We start from the raw sequence: 24,999 nt of genomic DNA, 5'->3' as shown, positions 1-24,999 counted from the left end.
CACCCGGTTGTGGATCGGCGCCAATGCCGATGACGAGGATCTGAAATGCGCGGACCATCTGCGACGCGAGATGATGACGAGCTGACGACGCTGCGGGGGCTGGCGCGCTTCCGTTCAGTGTCACTGCTCTGTGCGATGCAGATGGTCTTCCTGCCGGTGTACAGCGTCCGTGTTCAGGCGCAGACCGCGAACGTCATCGTTCCGGACGGACGCACCGGAACCAGCCTTCAGACGTCCGGCAGCGTGACCAATGTCACGACGTCGACGGTCTCGGGCAACAACGCCTTCAACTCGTTCTCACAGTTCAGCGTCGGGCAGGGCAACACCGTCAATCTGCAACTGCCGACGGGCACGCAGAACCTCGTCAACATCGTTCGCGACGCGCCGGTCTACGTCAACGGCACTCTGAATTCTTACATGAACGGCGCGATCGGCGGTAACGTCTATTTCGCCGATCCCAAGGGGTTTGTGGTCGGCCGTTCCGGCACGGTGAATGTCGGCAGCCTCAATGTCTCGACGCCGACGCGCGAGTTCACCGACAGCCTGATCGGCCCTGGAGGCGCGATCAACGGCACGGCGGTCGGCAATCTGATGGCCGGCTCGTTTCCTGTCTCGCCCGACGGCAACATCCGCATCTACGGCCGGGTCAATGCCCAGGACGGCGTGCGCCTGACCGGGCAGAACGTCTATGTCGGCGGCGCCACCCAGCGTGACATCACCAATCTCGACCACGCCGCGAAGTTCGCAGCCTCGGTCAATTCGAAGGGCCTGCGCAGCGCCAGCTCGATCACCGTCAGCAATGGCTCGATCCATATCGGCGCCGTCAACAACGCCAGGGTCAACGGGCGTCTCACTGCGCAGAGCAAGACTACGATGCCGAGCAACATCACGGTTCAGGCCGGCAACAACATCGATGTCGGCAAGAACGCCAGGCTCAACATCGCGAGCACGGCCGGCGATGCCGGCGAGATCCGCCTGAAGGCGGCGCAGAACCTGACGGTGGCTGGCGGCGCCAAGTTCGACGCGAGCGCGAAGAGCGGCAATGCGGGTCTCGTCGATTTCAGCGCGAACGGGATCATCGACATCGGCCAAGGCATCAAGGTCAACCTCAGCGCAGGCAACGGCAAGGCCGGCACGCTGCTGATCGACCCGACCGACTTGGTCGTCGGTGATACGGCGCAAGGCGACGTCGGCGTGACCCTTTCAAACAGCTCCGTCGTGAATGCTCTCAATGGGCTCAGCGCCGGTGCCGACTACCTCATTCAGGCCGATCATTCCGTCACGCTCGCCGCGCATGCGGTGATCGATGCCCGCCGTCTCGATGGCTCCGGCCATTCGACCGGCAACGCGAACAACGTCATCATCGATGCGCCGAACATCGAGATCATGAATGGCGCGCAGATCCTGGCCCAATCGGTCAATTTCGCCGGAACCACCTACACCGACGGCAATGTGACGCTGCGGGCGACGGCGAGCGACATCAAGCTGTCCGGCCAGGCCACGGCCGCGACGTCGATCACGGTCGACGGCAAGATCACCGGCGGCATCATCTCGATCAGCGCGACCTCGACGGCCGTGTCGAGCTTCCTGAACGGTTCTGTGGCCGGTGATTTCGCGCTCGTCGGCTCGACCCTTGCCGCCTCGCTGCTCGGGCTCAATGGCGGCTATGTCGCGGCAAGCGCCACCGCGACCATCAACATCAACAGCCATGCCGACATCAACGGCCGCGGCGATGTGACCATTTCCGCACACGCCACGGAGACCGCGTCGGATCCGGCGGTCGCCTCCACCTTGCTCGGCAGCCTCACGCCTGTCGCGGCCGGTGTCGTCGTCGGCAAGATCGACGGCACTGCCACGACCAACGTGGCCTCGGGCGCGACGGTCAACGCCGGCGGTAACCTCGAGATCAAGGCGCTCAACGATGCGACCATCGCCATCTCGGCTCTCGCGGCGTCGACGAGCGCGCAGATTGTCCCGACGGTGGCCTATTCCACGGGATCGGTGACGACGACCGCCAACGTCGCGACCGGCGCGCATATTGCTGCCGGCACGGTGAACACGAGCGGCAGCACCCTGAAGGTGCGCGCGATCAACAACAACTCGTTCTCGACCAGCGCAACGTCGGTTGCGGCGCCCGGAACGGGGGCGAGCGGTGCTGTCGGCGGCGCGTTCGCCATCAGCGACATCACGACGTCCGCGACCGCGACGCTCGGCGCATCGCTCGGAACCGATACCGCCAACCGGATGAACGGCTCCGTTCTGGTCGAAGCGACGTCCGATACCACGCTCAATTCCACGATGGCTTCGTCCATCGCCGGCCTCCCGGCACTGATCGCGGCAATCGAAAGAGGACTGCGCGCCGTCACCTCGCCGACGTCAATCATCAGGGACCATATGGGCTCGCTGATGCCGTTGAGCTTCGATTTCAAGGTCGCAGGCGCGCTCTCGCTGGCCAACAGCACCCAGAGCGCAACCGCTGCGATCGCGCAGAATCCGAGCGGCGGCGCGCCGAGCATCTATGCCAGCGGCAACGTTGCCGTTGCCAGCAATGTCATTGATCGCGGCGTTCGCAGCAATGCGACGTCCAGCGCGATTACGAAGGACCCGGTGTCCGGCGAGAGCACCGCGATCAGCGCGGCCGTCGCTTGGGGCAATTTCACGCATAATTCGAACGCCTATGTCGGCAATGGCACGCTGATCAACGCGGCGAACATCGCCGTCGATGCCACCACCGAACTGCCGATCACCATTTCCTGGCTGAAGTGGGATGGTTTGGGCGCGGTGCTGAGCCACCTCAACGGCAATCTCGGCGTCGGCGGCAACATCCTGACCAGCTACGCCAATGCCACCGCGGACGCCGGCGACACGATCGGCATCGCCGGTTCGCTGAACCATTTCGTCGTGAACAACAACACGACAGCGTGGGTGGCCGGCAGCGCGAGCCTGACGGCGACCTGCGCGACCGCGGCCTGCGGCAGTGGCACCGGCTGGTCGGTCGGGATGGACAATGGCGACGTCCATACCTACAACGCCAGCCTCCAGATCGCGGCCACCACGACCACGGCGTCGATCGACGCCGCCGGCAATGTCGGCACGCTCGGCTTCCTGTTCGGCAACACCTCGGGCGGCTCCTCCGTCGGCGGCGCGCTCAATCTCGTCCAGTTCAACACCAATACCATCGCCGGCGTTTCGGACCGTGCGACGCTGCGTGCGGCGGACGACATCGCCGTCAACGCGATCACTTCCGACCAGTTCGTCGCTGTCGCACCGTCGTCCGGCAAGGCTGCCGGCACGCTGGCGCTGAACGGCATCACTTCGCTCGGTTTCCTGAACAACACGACGCATGCGTCGATCTCGAGCCAGGCCACCGTCTATGCCCCGACCGTCGGCATCCTGGCGCAGCAGGACCTGTCGGTCGTGACGCTGTCCGGCGCGATGAGCTATAACGGGAGCGGCGGTTCGGCGGTCGGCTTGTCGGTCGCCTATCTCGGCGCACACACCGACACCTCCGCCTATATCGGCGACAACCATTCCGACATCCGGCCCGGCGTGTTCAGCGCCAACGATCCGTTCGCCGGCACCAGCGGCGGAAGCGGGGCGGTCAATGTCGACAATCTGACACTCAGCGCGACCACTTCGGGGCGCATCACGGCGGCCGCCGTCGCGGCAGCCGTCTCCGACCCGGCGTCGTCGAGTTTCTCCGACAAGGCGGGCGCTGCCGGCGCCGCCTCGACCGGAGGCGCCGCCGGCGTGACGACGGCGGCGGGCAAGATCGGTTCCACCTCGGGATCAAGCACCAGCGGCTTCAGCCTCGATCTCGCCGGCAGCTCGTCGGTGAGCGACGTCTCGCTCAATACTAGCGCCTATATCAGGAACACGACGGTCAACAAGTACACCACGACCGGCGCCGTGCTGACCAACACGATCGTTCAGGCGCTGAACGACACCATGCTCAACAATTGTTCGGGCTCGGCGGCGCTCAATCTGGCCGGAGGGTCCGCCACGGGGGCTGCGATCGGCGGCGCGATCGCGGCGGCGATGTCGAACAATGCGACGCTCGCCTATATCTACGGCACCACAATGAACAATCAGAGTTCGGTGACGGTGCAGGCGCTCAACGGCGGCTCGGAGACCGTCGTTGCCATCGGCGTGGCGGGATCGAAATCCAATTCAGCGTCGCTGTCGGCCTCGGTCGGCATCATCACCGACAGCGCCAACGCCTATATCGAGAGCTCGACGATCACGGGGCAGGCCTCCGGCGTCAATCGCGCGCTCGAGGTCGACGCCTACCAGACCACGAACATTGCGATCGGCGGCGGCTCGCTCTATATATCGGGTGGCCAGGCCGGCGTCGGCATCGGGCTGACCTATGCCTCGATCGCCGATCCCGCGGGCGGAAACGCGACCGACGCGCATATCCGCAGCACGGCGATCTCGAATTACGACACCCTGTTGGTGATGGCCGACAGCGCCAGCGTGATCGCGGCCGGTGCGGCCTCAGGCGGGGGCGGGGCCAGCGCCAACGGACTTGCCGGCGCGATCGTCGTCAGCGAGATCACGCCGACCACCACGGCCTATATCAACAGCGGCGCGACGGTGAGCATCAATGTCGGCCGCGTGACAGTGCTGGCGGACAGCGGGGCCGTCTCGGCCCTGGATACGGCGCTGGGCAACCTCGTCAAGAAGTCGAACAACAATCATCTCGCCGAGGACACCTGCACGGTCGCCGGCGGCACGGGCGGGCAGAACTGCATCGACTTCAGCGCAGCTGCGCTCAACGACGGCACGGGGAACGGTCCGGGCGCCAGCATCGTCTCCGTTGCGGGCCTCATCCAGGCCGGCAAGAACAATGTCGGCGCCGCGATCGTCTACAACACCGTCGCGACGACGCATTCGGCTTATATCGCCAACGTCCTGATGACGGCCGGCAGCAACGGCAATGTCAGTGTGAGCGCGGTCGATTCCTCGAAGATCCAGGCGGTCACGATCGGCTTCGGCCTTGCGACCGGACAGTTCGCCGGCGTCGGCGGCACCACGATCAGCTCGATTGCCAACACCGTCTCGGCGGCCATCGGCAACAACCTGTCCAGCACGACGCAATCGAGTGTCACGGCCAAGAACATTTCCGTCAATGCGACCGACAATTCCAGCATCACCGGAACCGCCGCCATCGCGGGCGCCTCGACGCAAGGCAGCGCTGCGGGTCTGGCCCTCGTCTACAGCAGCATCGCCAACAATGTCAGCGCCGGCGTCACCGGCTCCAAGCTGATCGCATCGGGCAATGTCGCGGTCGGTGCGAACTCGAACGCCAGCATCTCGACCGTTGCCGTCGGTATCGCGATGTCCTCGCAGGTCGGGCTGGCCGGCTCGGTCGCGACCAATCTGATGGGGACCAACGTCACCGCCAGCATCACCGCGGCCGGCACCAACGGCATCAACGGCGCCGACGTCACCGCGACCAACAACGTCGCCGTGATTGCCGGCAACAACGACAAGGCGGCCGTGTTTGCTGGTGCCGTGTCGATCAGCAAGGGCGCGGCCGGCGGCGCGGGCTCGCTGGTCACCAACCAGATCACGGGAACCACCGCGGCCTATATCAGCGGCGCGAACACCAAGGTCGACGCGCTCGGCACCAGCAGCACCGATACGCTGTCGGTCAACAGCGGCACGCTCGCGCATGCCTTCGATCTCGGCACCGCGCATGCGCCGACCGACACCACGCCCGACCTCACCGAGAACCAGGACATCCTGCGCGGCCTTGCCGTAGTCGCGAGTTCGCATCAGGCGGTCGTGACCAACGTCGCGTCGGTCGCCGCGAGCAGCGGCATCTCCATCATGATCAACCCGATCACCAATGTGATGAGCGGGCAGACCCGGGCCTATATCGACAGCGCGGCGATCGACACGCGCCTGACCTCGTCGACGCTGGCGCCGCAGATCGAGGTCGCGGCGTCGAGCTTCTCCTATTCCGGCGCGTTCGGCGCCGGCATCGTGGCTCCGACCGGCAACGGCGGCGGCGGCGCTACCATCATCAGCGCCACGATGCAGCGCGGTACGTTCGCGTACATCACCAATGCCCCGGTCGGCGGCGTGCAGTCGTCGAACGCGACGGTCGGCGCCGTCACCGTGAAGGCCAATGCCGAGCAGGACGCGTCCTCGATCGCGATCGGCTTCAACACCGGTTCGGTCGGACTGAACGTCTTCCAGGCGACGACGGAAGCCTATGTCGACGGCGGAGCACTGACAGCCGCGTCGCTGACCGTGAACGCCACCAACAACACCGGCATCTTCTCGGCGAACGGGTCAGGTGCCTATGGCAGTCAGGCCGCGATCGGCGCGGCGTTCCTGGTCCAGGTCTCCTCGAACCGCACCGAGGCCTATGTCGGCGACGAATTCCACTATCAGGGCAATGGCGCCGCGCACACGACCGCGCTCAATCTGAGCGGCGCGCTCGACGTCGAGGCCAACACCAAGAACCGCTTCGAGGCCTATGCGATTGGTGGCGCGCTCTCGACCGGCACGGCCGCGATCGCCGGCATGGCGAACATCGAGATCGCCAACAACACCACCATCGCCGGCGTCTATGACACCACATTGCAGTCGGTGACGGGCGGTGCGGCCGGTGCGGTCACCATCAACGCGACCGAGGACGTCGCGATCAAGGAGATCGCAGGTGCGCTCGCGGTCGGGGCGAGCGGGGCAGGCGTCGGCGTCGGCGCTGCCGCCAACGTCATCGTATTCAAGAGCCGGACCGTCGCGGAGAGCTGGAACAGCAATCTGAACTCATCGGGCGCGATCAACGTCAATGCGCTCAGCACCAAGGAGGTGCTGTCCTACGCGGTCACCGCCGGCATCGGCGGCAGCGTCGGCATCGGCGCGACCGTCGGCGTCATCATCATCGGCACCAACACCGCCGATGCCGACACCCAGGGCCAGCAGACCGGTCAGCTCAACCAGAACGGCAACGGCACCATCGCGTCCGTGAACAGCGGCACCAACAACTCACATGGCAGCAACGCGGTCGCCAGCGGCACGGCCGGCAATCCGAACAGTGCCAACGTCAGCTCGACCTACGACGTCAGCAGCGTGCTGAGCGGCGGCAACGACGCCGTCGTCGCGCAGATCGCGGGCGGCAACGTCACGGGCACGCAGGTCAATGTCACCGCCACCAGCGCCAATGCGGCCAAGATGTATCTTCTCGGCGCCGGCTTTGCCAAGAATGTCGGCATCGGGGCCGGCATCGGCTACACCAGCGTCAACAGCACCGTGCTCGCCAATGTGAGTGACTACGGGCGCAATGGCTCCGGCGTGCTGGTGGCCGCAGATACGCCTTTGGCCGTCATGGCACCTGTCGTCACCGTTGCGGCGGTCGTCAAGGACGCGACCACCGGACCCTATGCCGGCAAGACCATCGACACCGAGGCGATCGCCGGCGGTGCGGCGCTTTACTTCGGCGCCGATGCGGCTGTCGCGTTCGGAAATGTCAGCAACTCCGTGGTGGCGCTGCTCGGTGGCCAGATCACCGGCGCGAGCGGCACCGGCAATGGCGCCGCCGTCATGGCGCAGGATTCGACGACCCAGGTGGTCTTCACCGGGGGCGTCACGGGCGGTGCCGTGGCTGTCGGCGCGTCGGTCGCAACGGCAAGCCGAACGAGCTCGGTCGCAGCACGGGTTCTGAACGGCTCCACCGTCAACGTCGCGACTCTGGCAGTTGGCGCAAGCGGCGCCGGCACGCTGACGACGACGGCCACCGCACTCGGCGGCGGTATCGTCGCGGGCGTCGGTGCGGATGCGGAGGCCCACGAAAACTCGTCCGTGCTGGCGGAGATCGGCAGCCGTGCCTCGATCACGACGTCCGCGACCGGCGTCGGCACGCTGGTGTCGGCGTCGATCACGCCCAATTTGTCGAGCGAGGCGATCGGCGTTTCGGTCGGCGGCGGCGCCGTCGGTGTCGCCATCGCGAAGTCCACGGTCGGTGCCACGGTGACGGCCGATGTCGGCGACAATGTCAGCTTCTCGGGTGGTGCGCTCGCGGTGACCGCGATGGCATTGGTTCCGACCAGCGGCACGACGACCTGGGCCAAGGCGCTCGCCGGCGGCGGCGGCTCGCTGATCGGCGCGCAGGGCAGCCTGGCCGTGGCGTCCGAGAACGCGACGGTGAACGCCTATGGCGGGACGGGGATTACGCTGCCCAACGCCAACGTGACCATCGCGGCGGAGAACGACAGCGCCCAATATGCCAAGGGGACGGGCCTTTCGACCGGATTCCTGGCGCTCGGCGCCACCGTCGCGCAGACGTCGTCCAGCGCGCACACCTACGCCTATCTGGGTGCGCCGGCGGACATGGATACCCTGAACCAGGGCAGCTACACCGGCATCCTCCGGATCACGGCGACCGGCTCCGACACCAATGTTTCCGACGCGACGGTCGGCGCGGGCGGCACCTATGCCGGCGCGGCTGCGGTCGCCACCACCAACTTGACCGCCGTGACCAATGCGCGGTTCGACGGCGGCACGGCGGATGACACGCTCTATTTCGGCGGTCTCCGCATCAATGCGATCCACACCACAAACTATCGCGCGAACGGGGACGCCTATCAGGCGTCCACGGCCGGCGTCTCGGCCGGCAAGGCGCAGAACGACGTCGACTCCACCACCACGGCCGAGATCGGAACGCATCTGATCATCAATTCGGCGGGCGGCAACATGGTCGCTATCGCCAACGACATCGTCAACCAGGGCGGCGGCGGCGCGCGTTCAGGCTCCGGCGGCTCGTTCTCGGGGGCAGCCGCACTTAGCACCTCGACCGTCACCCAGCACGTCAACACCAATATCGGCGCCGGCACGGTGCTGAGCCTCAATGGCGATCCGCGGACGTCGGCGGCGTTCATCAATATCGAGGCCTACAACACGCTGAACACCAACGATACGGCGAGTCTCGCCACGGCCAGCTTCTTCGCCGGCGGCGGCGCCGAATCCAACATGACCGCCAATGCCACGCTCGCGGTCAACATCAATGCCCGCGAGCTGTTCAGCGCCGGCAAGATCTATATCGGTACGGCGGCGAAGATGGCGGCGGCGAACAATGCCAATGCCAGCCTCTACGGCGCGATCGCGGGCGTCGGCGCCAGCACGAACAGCTGGGTTCACGCCAACCAGTCCGTCAATGTCGGCGACAACGCGAAGATCGTGGCCTGGCGCGACATCAACATCTATGCGGGCCTTGCCGGCGACGGCAGCGTCTTCAGCAGCTTGCAGGCGACGGCGACGACGGTCGTCTACAACAACACCGCCATCCCGATCTCCACACTCTACCGCGGCACGGCCAATGCCGACGACACCACGAGCCTGACGCTGGCGCCCACCTCGAGCATCCTCGGCGCGCGCGACATCTATCTCGGCGCAACGCAAGGGCAGGTCACGGCGGCCGGCAACGGCAGCAACTACAACCCGTATCTGGACATCTTCAGCGCCAAGAACAGCGACAACCACAGCCACACCAGCGGAACCGGCGATGTCGCGCTCGATGGCCTGGTGGTGGCGGGCATCAACAACGACGTCACCATCACGATCGATCTGGGTGCGACCACGCCGACCCTGAGCACGACGAGCCCTTACTCCGCGCTGACCCTCGAGTCCGTCGCCGACGTCAATCACTTCAACCCCGTGATGAGCTGGAACCACCAGACGGTCCAGTACGCCATCGTCGGCAACTTCAATCCCTACCAGCTGGTGGTCAACCAGCTGGCGTCGCTGACTGGCCTGACCGAGGCTCAGGTCCGCTCCCAGCTCGCGGCGGCGACGCCGACGGCGCCCGCCACGATGTCGCCGTCCGGCACCGATCCGACCGGTGACATCCAGCGCCAGATCGACACACTGATCAAGCAGGCGCCGTTCACCTCCGACGCGCCCGGCAACGCCTTTGCGTTCGGCGACATCCTGGTATCCGCCGGCAACGTCTCGATCCTGGCCCAGAAGCTCACCGGCAACAGCGGCACGAACCCGGCCGCGCCGGCGGTCATCGCGCGCAGCTCGCCCTTGATCAAGATCGAGAACAAGGGCCTCGACTTCATGAGCCTGGGCAATCTCACGGTCACGGATGTGACCGGAGGCAACATCACCTACCGCCAGATCGACCACGTCGACCCGGATTCGCATTCCAATGTGACCTTCACCGCGATGCCGAGCGCGACGCCGGTCATCGACGTCTCGGCCACCTACAACCGCCTGGATCCCAGCACCGGTCAAGGTATCGACCAGAACGGCAACGTGCTGACCCGCACGCCCGACATCTATTTCAACGGCGCCGTCAACAACGCCAACGGCCTGCTCAAGATCATCAACAATCTCGGCAGCGTCGTCGCATCGCAGTCGCTCAGCGCCGCGACCGTCCAGATCGTGGTGCCCAAGGGCACCTTCACCTTCCTCGGCGGTATCGGGAGCTTCTACGACAGCGGCAGCGCGGTCACCTCGCAATGGGCCACCACTGAAAACAGGCCGGAAGACACGCTGACCGCGGTGATGACGGCAGCAACCTATCTCGGCGCCTATGGCGACTACTATACCGCTCCGCATATCGCTTCGGGAACCGATCACCCCTATTTCTATTACTGCTGCACCGACGGCAGCCACGGCGTGTATCAACCCGTCGGCAACGCCGACGCCAGCACGATCTTCACCGCGCGCATGCTGATGACGTATTACGACGGCCTCTCGCTCTATTCATCGATCTTCCTGCCGGTGGGGAGGGGTACGCCTGGGAACACCAGCACTCCCGATGCCGGCAGCGTGCCTGACATCGCGACCCTCAAGATCATCGAGGGGCAGTCGCAGGACTCGGCCAATGTCGTGCTCGCGCAGTGGAAGAAAACGACTTATGACGGCCGCAACGTCTACACCGATAGCGGTCCGTACAAGACGCCGTTCAACTGTGCGTCAACCTGCGACAGCTCGGGCTTCTTCCAGGTGATCAACATCCAGCCGGATGCGATCACGCCGAAGACCGCAGATGCGCCGGCCACCGCGACAGATACCCGGACCATCAGCGGCCAGGCGGTCATCATCTCGGCGTCGGTGATCAACATCAACGGAACCATCCAGGCCGGCTCGAGCAGCAATTACTCGGTCAACATCGGCGCCGCGGCGTACGATGCCATCTATGGCAGCAACGGCCTCAAGAACCGCAACGGTGGCGCGGATTTTGCCGCGGCCCAGGCCAATGCGCGGAACGGTGTCTATTACGACATCTCGGGCTCCGTGACGGCGTCGGCGAGCGGCGACGCCAAGATCGGGGTCAGGTACAACGCTCTCACCGACCAGCTCATCCTGAATGGCGTGGCGCAGGGCGCCGGCGGCTACGTCTACCTCAACGGCAAGATCATCTCGACCTCGACCGACAGCACCCAGACCCAGGGCAACATCGAGATCAAGGGCGGCGCCGGCACGGTCACCGTCAACAACACCAGCGGGCTCCAGCTGGTCACCAACACCATCAATACCAGCGTCACTGCCCAGAGCGTGGTCGAGATCGTCGACCAGCTCAAGGGGAAGACGACGTGGTATGTCTACGATCCCAAGGCGGCGAGCAACCAGCAGGTGACGAAATACCAGACCAACAGCGTCACTGCGGCCGCGATCGACCCGTCGATGCTTACGGCCAGGACCGGTACGGCGGGCGTCCAGTACGCAACGCAGGAGAACATGCTCTATCAATGGGTCGACACCGCGACGCTGGATCGTCTACCCACCAGCACGCAGTTCGACTACGGCTGGAGCTTCACGCCCAATCAGGTCACCGGCGAGAACTGGACCCGCTCGACCAACCTGGTTTCAGGCACGCAGAGCAGCAACTATCAGAAAGTCACCACCGCCACCGGCAGCTATCACTGGGCGGGAGGCGTGAACCCGGATGGGAGCCCCGTCGGACTCAACACCCATTCCAACGCGTGCTGCGGCGCGGACGCCCAGTACAACTGGTACCAGGCGGTCTATGATCACCTGACGCTCACGCTGACCAATACGGTCAAGGCGTCGAACCCGATCAACATCAAGTTCATCGGCGGCAGTAGCAGCGACGTCGTGGTCAATTCGACCTCCGGCATCGTCATCAACGGGTCGATCAACAACCAGCAGGGCACGACGACGCTTGCCGCCACCGGTACCAACTCGTCGATCACGGTCGGCGCCAATGCCAACAACCCGGTGATCTCAGGGACGAGCGTGACGCTTCGGGGTGACGGTGGTATCGGCACGCTCGGCACCACCAAGGCGCCCGTCCAGGTGCAGATCTATGGCGGCAGCCTGACCGCCAGCTCGATCGACCGCGACATCGCGATCTCGGCCATCGGCGCGCTGTCGATCAACCAGGTGAAGGTGAACTCGGCAGGCGCGACGCCGCAGGGCAGCGTCTTCCTCTCGGCGACCGGCGACATCAACTCGGCGTCCGCCTACAACGCCGCCAATCCCGTCGTGATCGGCAAGAACATCGAGATCAACTCCACCTCCGGTGCGATCGGCGCGACGAGCGCCGTGGTCAACGGCGCATCCACCCTGACCAACATCAATCCGCTGGTCATCCAGGCGACCGGCACGACGCAGGCGAGCGGGGCCGTCGATGGCGGCGTTCTCGACAGCGCCTCGGCCACCGGCACCTACATCATCCAGTCCAAGGGCGACCTGCGTCTCGGCACGGTCCAGTCGACCGGCGGCCCGGTTTTCCTCGAGGCAGCCGGCTCCGACGGTAACCAGGCCAACATCCTGAACGGACGCGCGGCGGTTGGTCTCACCCAGGCGCAGAGCCAGCATCTTCAGGACGTCTGGGCCAGCCTCGATCTGCTCAGCGGCAATGCCGCGACCAACGCCGTCAACAGCTACCAGTCGATGGTGACGTCGGCCTACAACGATTACTTCCAGCTCAGGAACATCGCGTTCACGAACGGCAGCACCTACAATCCGACCTCGGTGGGGCAGACGGTGCTGCGGGCTCAGGTGGCGGCCAAGCTCGGTATCGATCCCGCCAATGTCACGACGACGCAGATGCAGGTCGAGGCCACGACGCGCTTCCTGAAGGACCAGTTCCTGCTCGGCCAGATCAGCACCGCCGAGCTCAAGACCTCGCTGACCACCTTGATGGGAACCGCACCCGCGGATCCGCTGGCGTCGCTGTTCGGCAGCTCGCTCTCGACGACCCTGTTCACCAAGCTGTTCGATGGCGTCGCAACGGATCGCCAGTTCCTGCCGACCAACGCCGCGCTCCAGGCCGCCCTGCAGCCGGGCCATTTCAGCTCGACCTACACTTATACGCTCGCATCGACCGAGCGGGTCTACAGCATCATCACCGCCGGCTCGCAGTGGACGCAGAGCCAGCTCGCCTACACCGTGTCGTCGTCGGCCGTCGGCGCGGCGCCGCCGCCGATCGACGAGAACGTCGTCGCCAATGTCAGCGCCAACCAGATCATGCTCTACGCGCCGCGCGGCTCGGTCGGCAATTCGGCCGCGCCCCAGACGTTCACCTTCACCAGCGTCGATTCCTCGTCGCTGACCCCGGAGCAGAGGGGATTGCTCGCCACCGCCGGTCCCGGCCAGCTCACCGTCGGCGCGGTCACGGACCCGACGACCCATGTCACGACCTATACGGTCAGCCTGTCGCAGCAGAATCTCGTGGTCGTCGACAACCCGATCGCGATCTCGGCCAAGGCGCTGACGAATATCTATCTCGGCAGCAAGAACAGCCTCGCGCTCGGCGGCATCACCGCGAATTACGGTCCGATCACGGCCGCGCAGGCGAGCGGCATCCAGGTGACCGGCCGCGGCGACGTCAAGCTCGACGCCGTGACCAGCATCTTCGCCAATGTGAGCGGGCCGGTGATATCAGGCGATATCGGCAATCTGACCCTGATCGCCGAGCACGGTAATGTCGGCGCCCCCTCGGGAACCGCCGGAAGCAATCCCGCGACCAACACCAACGCGCTCCAGATCGCCTTCGCCGACCCGTCCAACGACCAGCTCGACCAGGTTTCGTCGGCGCAGGGCATCTACGTGAAACAGACCACCGGCGATCTCATCCTCGGCAACATCGCCGCCGGCAATGCGATCCAGCTCGCCGCGACCGGCAGCATCTACGCCGAAGCCGACTTCACGGATCGCACGGCGATCCACATCCTGGGCGCCGACCTCGATCTGCGCGCCGGCGGCAATATCGGCTTCAACGGTTCGACCTTCCAGCCGCTGCAGGTGAACATCTCCGGCGCGGTGACCGGTTCGGCGGTCGGCAACCTCAGCATCCTAGCCGTCACCGGCGATCTCGCGGTCGGCACGAGCGGCGCGTATGGGACGCTGACGGCCGGCGGCGCGCTGACGCTGAACGCTGCGCGCGGCGCGCTCGCCATCAATACCAGCATCACCAGCGGCGGGTTGATGCAACTGCTCGCCAATCGCGGCATGACCATCGCGGCCGGCACCAGTGCGGCGCCGGTGGTTGCGACCAGCAACACGAGCGGCGTGACGCTGGTGGCGGCGACGCTGTCGATGGGCGCCTATTCGGCCATCAACGCGGCCGGATTGATCTCGGTCACGACCACGGGCGATGCGACGATCGGCCAGCTGAATTCGTCGCAATCTTACGCGGCGGCCTCGAACGCGCCCTCGATCATCGTCACCGCCGGCGGCGTCGCCTCGCTCGGGGCGATCATCGACAATGGCGACGGCCAGACCAAGGTCATCGCCTCCGGTGCGGGCGCCGAGGTTTCGCTGAACGCATCGAACGGCATCGGCAACGCGACGAGCCGGATTGCCTTCAACGCCGTGCGCCTGTCGGCGAGCGTGAGCGCTGGCGACATCTACCTGAAGGCCCTGACCGACACCGAGGCGAGCCTGCTGTCCGCGGCGAAGGGCAGCGTGGACATCATCGGCACAGGCGGTCTAACGCTCGATCAGGTGCTGGCGGGCACCGCCACCGGCGCGAGCGGATCTTTCCGCGCCGTAGCCAACAACAGCAGCATCGTCATCGGCACGGCCGACAGCAGCGGCTCGCAGACGGTCCATGCCGGCCAGAACGTGACATTCAAGTCGCTCGCGACCACCGGCAATAGCGGTGACGCCGGCAACATCAATGTTACCGCCGACAACGGCTTCATCCTGGCGCAGACGGTGACGTCGGGCGGCGTGACCACCCTCGGCTCGGTCTCGGCCAACGGCTCGGCGACGCTGCTGGCGGCGACGACCATCACCGGCAACACGCTTGCCGCCACGACCGGGTCCGGCCTGCTGACGGCCAGTGGTGGCCCGATCAACTGGAACGTCCTCAACGTCGCAACGACGCTGGGTGCGACGGCCAGCCAGGGCAGCATCGCATTCCAGACCGCGCAGAGCGGCGGCACGCAGACCGTCCACGCCCGCGATAACGTGACGTTCAACGCACTGACCACGACGGGGATCACCGGCGATGCCGGCAACATCAACGTCACCGCCGACAATGGCTTCATCCTGGCGCAGACGGTGACCTCGGGCGGCGTGACGAGCCAGGGCTCGGTCGCGGCCCACGGCTCGGCGAGCTTGGTTGCCGCCACGACCATCACCGGCAGCACATTTGCCGCCACGACCGGCTCCGGCCTGCTGACGGCCAGCGGCGGCCCGATCAACTGGAACGTCCTCAACGTCGGCACGACGCTGGGCGCGACGGCGAGCGGCAGCATCACGTTCCAGACCGCACAGAGCGGCGGCACCCAGACCATCCATGCCCGCGATAACGTGACCTTTAACGCGCTGACCACGACGGGCATCAATGGCGATGCCGGCAGCATCAACGTCACCGCCGACAACGGCTTCATCCTGGCGCAGACGGTGACGTCGGGCGGCGTGACCACGCTGGGCTCGGTCTCCGCGCACGGCTCGGCGACGCTGCTGGCGGCGACGACCATCACGGGCAACACGTTTGCCGCCACGACAGGCGCGGGCCTGCTGACCGCGACCGGCCCGATCAACTGGAACACGCTCAACGCCGGCACGACGCTGGGCGCGACGGCCAGCCAGGGCAGCATCACGTTCCAGGCCGCGCAGAGCGGCGGCACGCAGACCGTCCACGCCCGCGATAACGTGACGTTCAACGCACTGACCACGACAGGCATTACCGGCGATGCCGGCAGCATCAATGTCACCGCCGACAACGGCTTCATCCTGGCGCAGACCGTGACGTCTGGCGGCGTGACGAGCCAGGGCTCGGTCGCGGCCCACGGTTCGGCGAGCTTGGTTGCCGCCACGAGCATCACCGGCAACACGCTTGCCGCCACGACCGGCTCGGGCCTGCTCACGGCCGCCGGCGGCCCGATCAGCTGGAACGTCCTCAACGTCGGCACGACGCTGGGCGCGACCGCGAGCCAGGGCAGCATCACGTTCCAGGCCGCGCAGAGCGGCGGCACGCAGACCATCCATGCCCGCGATAACGTGACGTTCAACGCACTGACGACGACGGGGATCACCGGCGATGCCGGCAACGTCAACGTCACCGCCGACAACGGCTTCATCCTGGCGCAGACGGTGATGGCCGGCGGCGTGCCGACGCTGGGCTCGGTCGGGGCCAATGGCTCGGCGCGGCTGATCGCGGCGGGCACCAACACCGGTCATAACCTCACGGCCTCGACCGGCAACGCGGTCCTGAGTGGAACGGTGGTTCATTGGGATAATCTCAACGTGGGCGGCACGCTCGACGTCACCGCGACGGCCGGAGGGATCACCGTCGGCACCGCCATCAGCGGCGGTACGCAGACCCTGCATGCCGTGAATGACATCGTCTTCAGCCAGCTCACCACGACGGGTATCCCAGGCGATGCCGGCGATCTCAACGTCAAGTCCGACACGGGCTCGCTCCGCGGCGGATCGATCACCGCCAACGGCGATACGCATTTCGAGGTGGCCGGATCGGTCTCGTTCGACCGGATCAGCGGCGACACCATCAAGATGACCTCGTCGGGCGACTTGACGATCAACTGGGTCAGCGTCGTGAGGGAGCTCGATCTCGCGGCAGACACGATCAACGTCAGGGGCGAGCAGATCCGCTCGAACCCGCCGGTCCCGTTGATCCTGAATATCACCGGCTACAACGGCGGCGTCGCGAAGTCCGCCAACATCTCGATCGACCCGGACAGCATCATCGTCAACCAGTTCAGGGTGGTGGACGCTAATTTCTGGACCGACGCACGCGCCGTCTCGATCCTGAACGGCTACGTGCCGGGCCAGCTGATGCTCACCACCGCCACGCAGCAGGTGTTGCTCAATAACCGCACACCGGCGCCGTCCAGCTGGCCGGCGCTTCAGCTCTACCAGCCGGGCGGCGTGTTCACGATGAGCCAAGTCGGCAATGCCAATGTCAGCAATGCCTATGTGGTGTTCTACACCGGCGATGTCTCGGCGACCGTCACCAACTATGGGCCCACCCACACCTGCTGCGCCGACTTCACCGGCGCCAGCATGGTGCGCAACATCTCCGTCGACGGCGAGGGCAGTGAGAGCATCGAAACCTGGCTTGCGAAGAAGGATGGCGGGACGTTCTACCAGCTCGGTCTCTCCGGACAGGCGCGGCTCGATGCGCTTCTGACGCCGCGACCGGTCGAGACCATCGGCTCCGGCCCCGCGGTCAACATCGAGGGGCTGAGTGACATGCGCAAGCTGCGCCGCCAGGGGCAGCGTACGGGACGTCCGGGCTGGAAGGACGCGGCGATTGAAACAGCGAAGCCGGCCGTTGGCCGCCTCGCGGAAGCGTGGTAGCGGGATGAAGGTTCTGGGGGCAGCATTGGGGGTCGGGCTGGCAGCTTGCTGCATTGCCTCGGCGCGCGCCCAGTCGATCAATCCCGGTGTGATCCAGCAGGACATTGACCGGCAGCGCCGCCAGCTCGAACAGCAGAGCGCGCCGCCCAAGCTGACCGGGCCGGCCGTGATCGGCGGCGAGCGGGAGAAATCCCAGCTCCTGAAGCCGGGCGGTCCGAAATTCCGCCTGCGCAAGGTCGAGTTCGACCAATCCAAGTTCATCACGCCGGCCGAGCTCGACGAGATCGCCAGGAAGTATGTCGGCAAGGATGTCGACATCGCCGCGCTGTTGCAGCTCGTCGCCGACATCAACGCGATCTACCACGAGCGCGGCATCGTCACGGGCATCGCGACGCTGCCGGATCAGGATGCCAAGGGTGGGGTCGTCCGCATCAAGCTGACCGAGGGGCGGCTGCAGAAGACGACGGTCGAGGGCAACAAGCAGACCCGCACCGACTACATCCTGCAGCGCGTAGGGGAGCCCGAAGGCGAGGTCCTCGACGTTCCCAAGCTCAATCGCGACGTGATCTGGTTCAATCGGACCAATGACGTGCAGATCAAGGCGCTACTCCAGCCCGGCACGAGCTTTGGCCTGACCGATCTGCAGTTTGCGGTGATCGAGCCGCCGATCGATACCTTGCAGCTCTTCACCGACAACCAGGGCGTCGAGAACACCGGACGCTGGGAGGGCGGGGCCTTCTACAAACGCCACGGCCTGTTCGGCGTCGACGACCGCCTGACCTTCTATGGCGTGCGCTCCGACGGCAATCTCAACGGCAACGTCGCCTACAGCATTCCGGTCAATCCCTGGGGCGGCCGCGTCGGCGTCAGCTATACCGAAGGCAAGATCAAGATCGTCCAGGGGCCGTTCGTCGCACTCGACGTCACGGGACGCTCGAGCCAGGCCGCGATCAATTTCAGCCAACCGGTCTGGGTGACGCAGAACTGGCTGGTGCTGTTCAACGCTGCCGAGACCGAGGGCAGGACGGTGAGCCGCTTCGCCACGGTCGACGTCACCAGCGACCACTACGACAAGGCCACGGCCGGCGTCTCGGTGACCAATTCCGGCAACACCTATTCGGTCACGGTCTCACCGGCGGTGAACTACATCGCGTGGCATGACTATGTGCTCGGCAACAACCGCGCGTTCAACACCTATACCGGCTCGCTGATCGCAACCAGCGCCGCAGGGCCCCAGAACTTCAGCGCCAATGTGTTGGCGAGCTGGCAGTACACGCAGGAGAAGCTGCTACCGGGCGACCAGATCTTTTCGATCGGCGGCCCGACCACCGTGCGCGGTTATCCCTCCAATTCGGCGTCCGGCGACAGCGGCTATTATTTCAACGCCGAGCTGCACTACAACTGGTCGCAATGGCTGAAGGGATTTGACACCTACATCTTCACCGACTGGGGCGCCGTATATTCGACATTTCCCGGCGTCACCGAAATGGCCTCGGTCGGCGTCGGCTTCTCCTGGACCTACGCGTCGTTCATGACGTTCGAGGCAAATTACGCGACGCCGCTGAAGATGGCGGTCTCGACCCAGAACCATTACGAGGCCTATGGCCGCGTCATCTTCCGGCCGCTCTTGATGTTCCAGAAGCAGGAAAGCGCCGCGCCCGTGGCGGCGGTTGCCGGCAAGAGCAAGTCGTAGCGTCTGCGGCGAGAGGGCAGGCATGGAACGCCGCCTCTCTCCGCCGTCATTGCGAGGAGCCCTTGCGACGAAGCAATCCAGAGTCCCTCCGCGGAGAGACTCTGGATTGCTTCGCTGCGCTCGCAATGACGGAGGATGGTGCGGCGTGCTAACGCCGCAACGTGAATTCCTCCGCGCCGCGCCGGTGCTCCCATTTCGCCTGCTCCAGCTCCGGTCGGTCGCATTCGACCTCCGGATAGCCGATGCAGAGATAGGCGATGAACTTCCAGGTATCAGGCACGTCGAGAACGGCGTGAATGCGATCCGGGCTCAGGATCGACACCCAGCCGAGGCCAATGCCTTCCGCGCGTGCGGCGAGCCACATTGCGGTGATTGCCGCGACCACGGAATATTCAGTCGTCTCCGGCATGGTGGCGCGGCCGAGGCCGTGGCCGATGTCACTGGCCTTGTCCGCGAACACGGCGAGGTGGCCCGGCGCCTGTTCGAGGCCCGACAGTTTTAGCGTGGCATAGCGCGCCGCGCGGTCGCCCGAGTAGCAGTTGAGCGCATCGGCGTTGCAGGCCTTGAAGTCGTCGATGACGGCGCTGCGCCGTGCGGCATCGTCGACGATGACGAAGCGCCAGGGCTGGCTGAGGCCGACCGACGGGGAAAGACAGGCCGTCCCGATCAGGCGATCGACGGCGCCGTCCGGCAGCGGATCGCGGCGAAAGCGGCGCACGTCGCGGCGCCACACGAACAGCTCGTGCAGGTGCCGGCGGAAGGTGTCGTCGAACTCGACCATGAGGTCAGCGTCCCATCTGAAAGGCCGCGGCGACCAGCAGGATCAGGATCTCGCCAATCTGCTCGAACGCGCCGAGGATGTCGCCGGTCTGCCCGCCGATCTGGCGGATGGCGAGCCGCGCCAGCAGAAACCCGGCGAGCGAGAGCAGGATCAGGCCGACCAGCGCCTTGCCCGGCCCCAACGCCAAGGCGAGCACGAGCGTTCCAACGGCGAAGGCGATGGCGACGCTGCGGCCCGGCGGCGATCCGGCGCTGGCCGAGAGGCCGTCAGGTCGTGCCGGCGGCACCAGCGACATGAAGGCCGGTACGCCCGCGCGCGCCGCAGCATGCGCGGCGCAAAGCGCCAGCGCGACGCCCCATGGACTAGCAATTGCCGCAAGCGCGCTCCAGCGCAGGCCGAACGACAGGATCAGCGCGCAGACGCCATAGGTCCCGATTCGGCTGTCGCGCATGATCTCGAGCTTGCGCTCGCGCGTGCGGCCGCCGCCGAGACCGTCGGCGGTGTCGGCAAGGCCGTCCTCGTGCAGCGCGCCGGTGACGAGGGCGGTCGTAGCCAGCGCGAGCAGGGCGGCAAGGTTCGGTGTCAGTCCGAACCGAATGGAGATCTTGTAGACCAAAGCGCCGGCAAGGCCGACCAGCAGTCCCGCGATCGGCAGCGCCCAGGTCGCGCGCGCGACGGCACCGTCACCCGCCGGCTTGGACGATGCTATGGGAAGGATCGTGATGAACGATGCCGCCATCCTGAGATCGGCGACAACGTGTTTCAAAAGTTCAGCGGGCGCCATCATTTCAGCTTCATCGGCAGGCCGGCGACGACGAACTCGACCTCATCGGCGACGCCAGCGATGATCTGGTTCATGATCCCGGCGGCGTCGCGGAAGCTGCGCGCCAGCGCATTGGCCGGCACGATGCCGAGGCCGACTTCGTTGGTGACGAAGACAACGGGGCTGTTGAGGCGGGGCAGGGCGCCGGCAAGCTCTCTCACGTCACGCTCCCAGTCGCGCTCGGCGTGCATCAAATTGGAGAGCCACAGCGTCAGGCAGTCCACCAGCCTTGCGCCGTCGCCGTCGGTTGCGAGCAGAGCGGGCACGAGATCCAGCGGCACCTCGCGCTCGATCCAGCCGGTTCCACGGCGCGCGCGGTGCCCGGCGATGCGCGCTTCCATTTCGCGATCGAGCGCCTCAGCCGTCGCGACATAGACAGGCTGCCCCGGAAAGGCGCGCGCACGCGCTTCCGCCCGCGTGCTTTTGCCCGATCGCGCTCCGCCGGTGATCAGAATGACGGCCATGAAGGTCTCCTGTCGGCAGCACTAATCACCAAACGGGGCCAAAGACAAAGCCGAAATCAGGCCGCCGGGGGCTTGCGCTCGCCCCTCGCTTTGCGCAACAGGGGCGGGACAGGAGGTACAGGTGGGTTTTGCGGGCGCGATGGCAGTGGCGATGGCGGTGGATGCCTTTCTGGGCTGGCCGTCATGGCTGTTCGCCCGCATCGGGCACCCCGTGACGTGGCTGGGCCGGCTGATCGGTGCGATCGATACCGGCTGGAATCGCGCCTCCGATCCGCCGGCACTTCGACGCGCTGCAGGTGTTGCGGGAGCGCTTTTGGTGATTGCGCTCTCCGTCGCAGTTGGCTGGATGCTTCAGTCCTTACTGGCTTCGGGCTGGATCCAGATCGTGCTGGTCGGCGTGCTCGCCTGGCCGCTGGTCGCGCTGCGCTCGCTCCATGATCACGTTGCCGCCGTCACGAAGCCCTTGCAGGCCGGCGACATCGCCGCTGCACGCGAGGCGGTCTCGCGCATCGTCGGCCGCGATCCCGCGGCGCTCGATGAAGCCGGCATTGCACGTGCGGTGATCGAAAGCCTCGCCGAGAACGCTTCCGACGGCATCGTGGCGCCGGTGTTCTGGGGCGCACTGTTCGGCCTGCCTGGTATTCTCGGCTACAAGGCCATCAACACGCTGGACTCCATGATCGGCCATCGCAGCGAGCGGCACGAGGCCTTCGGCTGGGCCGCGGCACGCATCGACGATGTCGCCAACTTCATTCCGGCGCGCCTAACCGGGTTTCTGTTCGTGCTGCTCGCGCCAAGGCGATCCGAGGCGCTCTCATGCATGACGCGCGATGCGCGCCGTCATCGCTCGCCCAATGCCGGCTGGCCGGAAGCGGCGATGGCGGGCGCGCTTGGTGTGCGGCTCAGCGGCCCCCGCATCTATCATGGCAGCGTCACGAAGGAGCCCTGGCTCAACGAAGGCGCGCACGATCCGCATCCCGCCGATATCGGCGAAGGACTGATGCTGTACCGCCGCGCCATGCTGCTGCTCGCCGGCCTGCTTGCGATCCTGGCCTTCGCGTGAAAGAACAGGGCATGCGCGAGCACGGTGGAAATCTCGATCTGGCCCAGCAGCGGTTTGGCGGCCGCGCCGAGGACTGGATCGATCTCTCGACAGGAATCAACCGGGTGCCTTATCCCGTGGGTGAGGTGAGCGCGCGCGCGTGGAACGCGTTGCCGTCGCGTTCCGAGATCGAGGCACTGCATCTGGCGGCACGGCATGCGTACCGTACGAATGCTCCGATCGTCGCGCTTGGCGGCGCGCAAGCCGCCATTCAGCTGCTGCCGCAACTTGCGCCACCCGGCCGCGCCCGCATCCTCGCGCCGACTTATAACGAATATGCGGGCGTCCTCTTGGCCGCGGGTTGGGATGTTGAAGAGGTCACGGACTTTGATGCACTGGCAGGCGCAGACCTCGCCATCGTCGTCAATCCCAATAACCCCGATGGTCGGTGCCATACGCCCAATGATTTGCTTGCATTGCTGCCGCGCGTCGGCCGTCTCGTCGTCGACGAGAGTTTTGCCGATGCCGTACCGCATCTGTCGCTGACACCGGACGCGGATCGGCCGGGACTGATGATCCTGCGCTCCTTCGGGAAGTTTTACGGACTTGCCGGACTGCGGCTAGGGTTCGCGATCGGGAGTGCGGCCGATATCGCCAAGCTCGCGGCGGCATCGGGCCCATGGCCGGTCTCGGGAGCGGCGATCGCAATCGGCTGCCGCGCGTTGCGTGACGATGCCTGGACTGAGACCACCTCGGCGCGTCTTGAGCGCGACAGCATGCGGCTCGACGCGATGGTGCAGTCGCAAGGCTGGACGCTCGTTGGCGGCACGCCGCTGTTTCGTCTCTACGAGACGCCTGACGCACTGGCCGCACAGGACAAGCTCGCGCGCGGCCATATTTGGTCGCGCGTCTTCGTGCAGAAGCCCGCATGGTTGCGGCTCGGGCTTCCGGGCAACGAAGCTGAATGGTCGCGCCTTGCCGAGGCCCTAGCGCGCTAGCGCGAGCAGGCCTTCGACGTCGAGATGCTTTTCGATGTGGTCGGCGAGCGCCTCCAGCGCGCTCTCGACCCTGATGTGATAGGGCTCTTCGCCCGCGGGAATGTCGAGCTTCGCCAGATACGCCCTGCGGAAATCATCCGACGTGAAGAGGCCGTGCAGATAGCTGCCCTGCACGCGCCCATCCCGGGAGATCGCGCCTTCCGGCTCGCCGTTCAAGCGGGCGAACGGATGGGCGCGATCGGGCCCGTCGGTGCGGCCGATATGGATTTCGTAAGCCTCGATCGGCTGGTCGGTGGCGGCATGCATGGCCGTCACGCGCGTCAGCGTCTTCTGCGGGCTCATCACCGTCTCGACATCGAGAAGCCCGAGGCCCGGCGTGTCGCCCGCAGGGCCTTCGATGCCGTCAGGATCGGCGACGCTACGCCCGAGCATCTGATAGCCGCCGCAGAGGCCGAGCACATGGCCGCCACGGCGGTGATGCGCGAGCAGATCGATGTCCCAGCCCTGCGCGCGCAGGAAGGCGAGATCGCCGCGGGTGGATTTTGAGCCGGGGATGATGACAAGGCGGACATCGCCGGGAATGGCTTCGCCTGGACGTACCATCACGAGATCGACGCCGGGCTCGAGCTTGAGCGGATCGAGATCGTCGAAATTGGCGATCCGCGACAGCGCAAGGCACGCGATCTTGCATTGGCCCGGCTTGCGCGCATCGCTGAGGCCCAGTGCATCCTCGGCCGGCAGCTCGCCGGCGCGTGGAAACCAGGGCAGCACGCCGAGGCCGCGCCAAGCAGTTTTGGCTTCGATCAGCTTGTAGCCGTCGTCGAACAGCGAGGGATCGCCGCGGAACTTGTTGATGACAAAGCCCTGGATCATCGCGGCATCATCAGGGTCGATCACCGTCTTGATGCCGACGAGCTGGGCGATGACGCCGCCGCGGTCGATATCGCCGACCAGCACCACCGGCACGTCGGCCTTGCGCGCAAAGCCCATATTGGCGATGTCGGCCTTGCGCAGATTCACCTCGGCCGGGCTGCCGGCGCCTTCGACCAGCACCAGATCAGAGCGCGCCTTCAGCCGCTCAAAGCTCTCCAGCACCGCGCCCATCAGCGACGGCTTCATCGCCGCATATTCGCGTGCCCGGGCAGTCGCAATGCGCTTGCCGTGAACAACGACCTGCGCGCCGACATCGGTCTCTGGCTTCAGCAGCACCGGATTCATGTCGGTGTGCGGCTCGACGCCGGCCGCGAGTGCCTGCAGCGCCTGGGCGCGACCGATCTCGCCGCCATCGACGGTGACGGCGGCATTGTTCGACATGTTCTGCGGCTTGAACGGGAGCACGCGCAGGCCACGGCGCGTGAAGGCGCGCGCGAGGCCGGCGACGATGAGCGATTTGCCCACGTCCGAGCCGGCCCCCTGGATCATCAGCGCGCGTGCCATC

At 66.0% G+C, this 24,999-nt stretch carries 8 protein-coding genes; 4 read left to right on the top strand and 4 right to left on the bottom strand.

Annotated features, from left to right (window positions below; genetic code table 11):
- Positions 1 to 45: 45 nt before the first annotated feature.
- Together JQ635_RS16455 and JQ635_RS16450 are read left to right on the top strand one after the other, a co-directional pair.
- On the top strand, positions 46 to 17,760 hold the full coding sequence (locus JQ635_RS16455; RefSeq protein ID WP_246583575.1) for a leukotoxin LktA family filamentous adhesin: 17,715 nt from the start codon (positions 46 to 48) through the stop codon (positions 17,758 to 17,760).
- A 4-nt stretch (positions 17,761 to 17,764) separates the two neighbouring features.
- Positions 17,765 to 19,453, top strand: coding sequence for a ShlB/FhaC/HecB family hemolysin secretion/activation protein (locus JQ635_RS16450; RefSeq protein ID WP_211410884.1), 1,689 nt, complete (start codon positions 17,765 to 17,767; stop codon positions 19,451 to 19,453).
- 148 nt (positions 19,454 to 19,601) lie between these two features.
- Here the strand turns inward: JQ635_RS16450 and bluB are convergent, their stop codons facing one another.
- Genes bluB through cobU form a run of 3 tightly spaced genes read right to left on the bottom strand, consistent with a single transcriptional unit; the run spans position 19,602 to position 21,521 of the window.
- Entirely contained in the window at positions 19,602 to 20,234 is a 633-nt protein-coding gene (gene bluB, locus JQ635_RS16445; RefSeq protein ID WP_211410883.1) for a 5,6-dimethylbenzimidazole synthase, read from the bottom strand.
- Between the two features lie 4 nt (positions 20,235 to 20,238).
- Positions 20,239 to 21,021 carry an adenosylcobinamide-GDP ribazoletransferase gene (gene cobS / locus JQ635_RS16440; protein ID WP_211410882.1) on the bottom strand — a complete coding sequence of 261 codons (783 nt, stop codon included), beginning with the start codon at positions 21,019 to 21,021 and terminating at the stop codon, positions 20,239 to 20,241.
- On the bottom strand, positions 21,018 to 21,521 hold the full coding sequence (gene cobU, locus JQ635_RS16435; protein WP_211410881.1) for a bifunctional adenosylcobinamide kinase/adenosylcobinamide-phosphate guanylyltransferase: 504 nt from the start codon (positions 21,519 to 21,521) through the stop codon (positions 21,018 to 21,020). Before cobU ends, cobS begins: the two co-directional genes overlap by 4 nt.
- A 121-nt stretch (positions 21,522 to 21,642) precedes the next feature.
- On the opposite strand from cobU, the gene cbiB reads away from it, so the two are divergent.
- Together cbiB and cobD are read left to right on the top strand one after the other, a co-directional pair.
- Positions 21,643 to 22,584, top strand: coding sequence for an adenosylcobinamide-phosphate synthase CbiB (cbiB, locus tag JQ635_RS16430; protein ID WP_349631866.1), 942 nt, complete (start codon positions 21,643 to 21,645; stop codon positions 22,582 to 22,584).
- Between the two features lie 11 nt (positions 22,585 to 22,595).
- Entirely contained in the window at positions 22,596 to 23,561 is a 966-nt protein-coding gene (cobD, locus tag JQ635_RS16425) for a threonine-phosphate decarboxylase CobD (RefSeq protein WP_211410880.1), read from the top strand.
- Here the strand turns inward: cobD and JQ635_RS16420 are convergent.
- Positions 23,550 to 24,998, bottom strand: a complete 1,449-nt coding sequence (locus JQ635_RS16420; protein ID WP_211410879.1) for a cobyric acid synthase — start codon at positions 24,996 to 24,998, stop codon at positions 23,550 to 23,552. The two genes, cobD and JQ635_RS16420, sit on opposite strands and share 12 nt — an antisense overlap.
- Between the last annotated feature and the right edge of the window lies 1 nt (position 24,999).

Source organism: Bradyrhizobium iriomotense, from assembly GCF_018130765.1.
GTDB lineage: Bacteria > Pseudomonadota > Alphaproteobacteria > Rhizobiales > Xanthobacteraceae > Bradyrhizobium > Bradyrhizobium iriomotense_A.
This window is presented reverse-complemented; position numbering and strand designations above follow the sequence as displayed.

Coding starts and splice junctions, on each gene's coding strand:
- JQ635_RS16455 (WP_246583575.1), top strand. CDS start 46: ATGCGCGGACCATCTGCGACGCGAGATGATGACGAGCTGACGACGCTG.
- JQ635_RS16450 (WP_211410884.1), top strand. CDS start 17,765: ATGAAGGTTCTGGGGGCAGCATTGGGGGTCGGGCTGGCAGCTTGCTGC.
- bluB (WP_211410883.1), bottom strand. CDS start 20,234: ATGGTCGAGTTCGACGACACCTTCCGCCGGCACCTGCACGAGCTGTTC.
- cobS (WP_211410882.1), bottom strand. CDS start 21,021: ATGATGGCGCCCGCTGAACTTTTGAAACACGTTGTCGCCGATCTCAGG.
- cobU (WP_211410881.1), bottom strand. CDS start 21,521: ATGGCCGTCATTCTGATCACCGGCGGAGCGCGATCGGGCAAAAGCACG.
- cobD (WP_211410880.1), top strand. CDS start 22,596: ATGCGCGAGCACGGTGGAAATCTCGATCTGGCCCAGCAGCGGTTTGGC.
- JQ635_RS16420 (WP_211410879.1), bottom strand. CDS start 24,998: ATGGCACGCGCGCTGATGATCCAGGGGGCCGGCTCGGACGTGGGCAAA.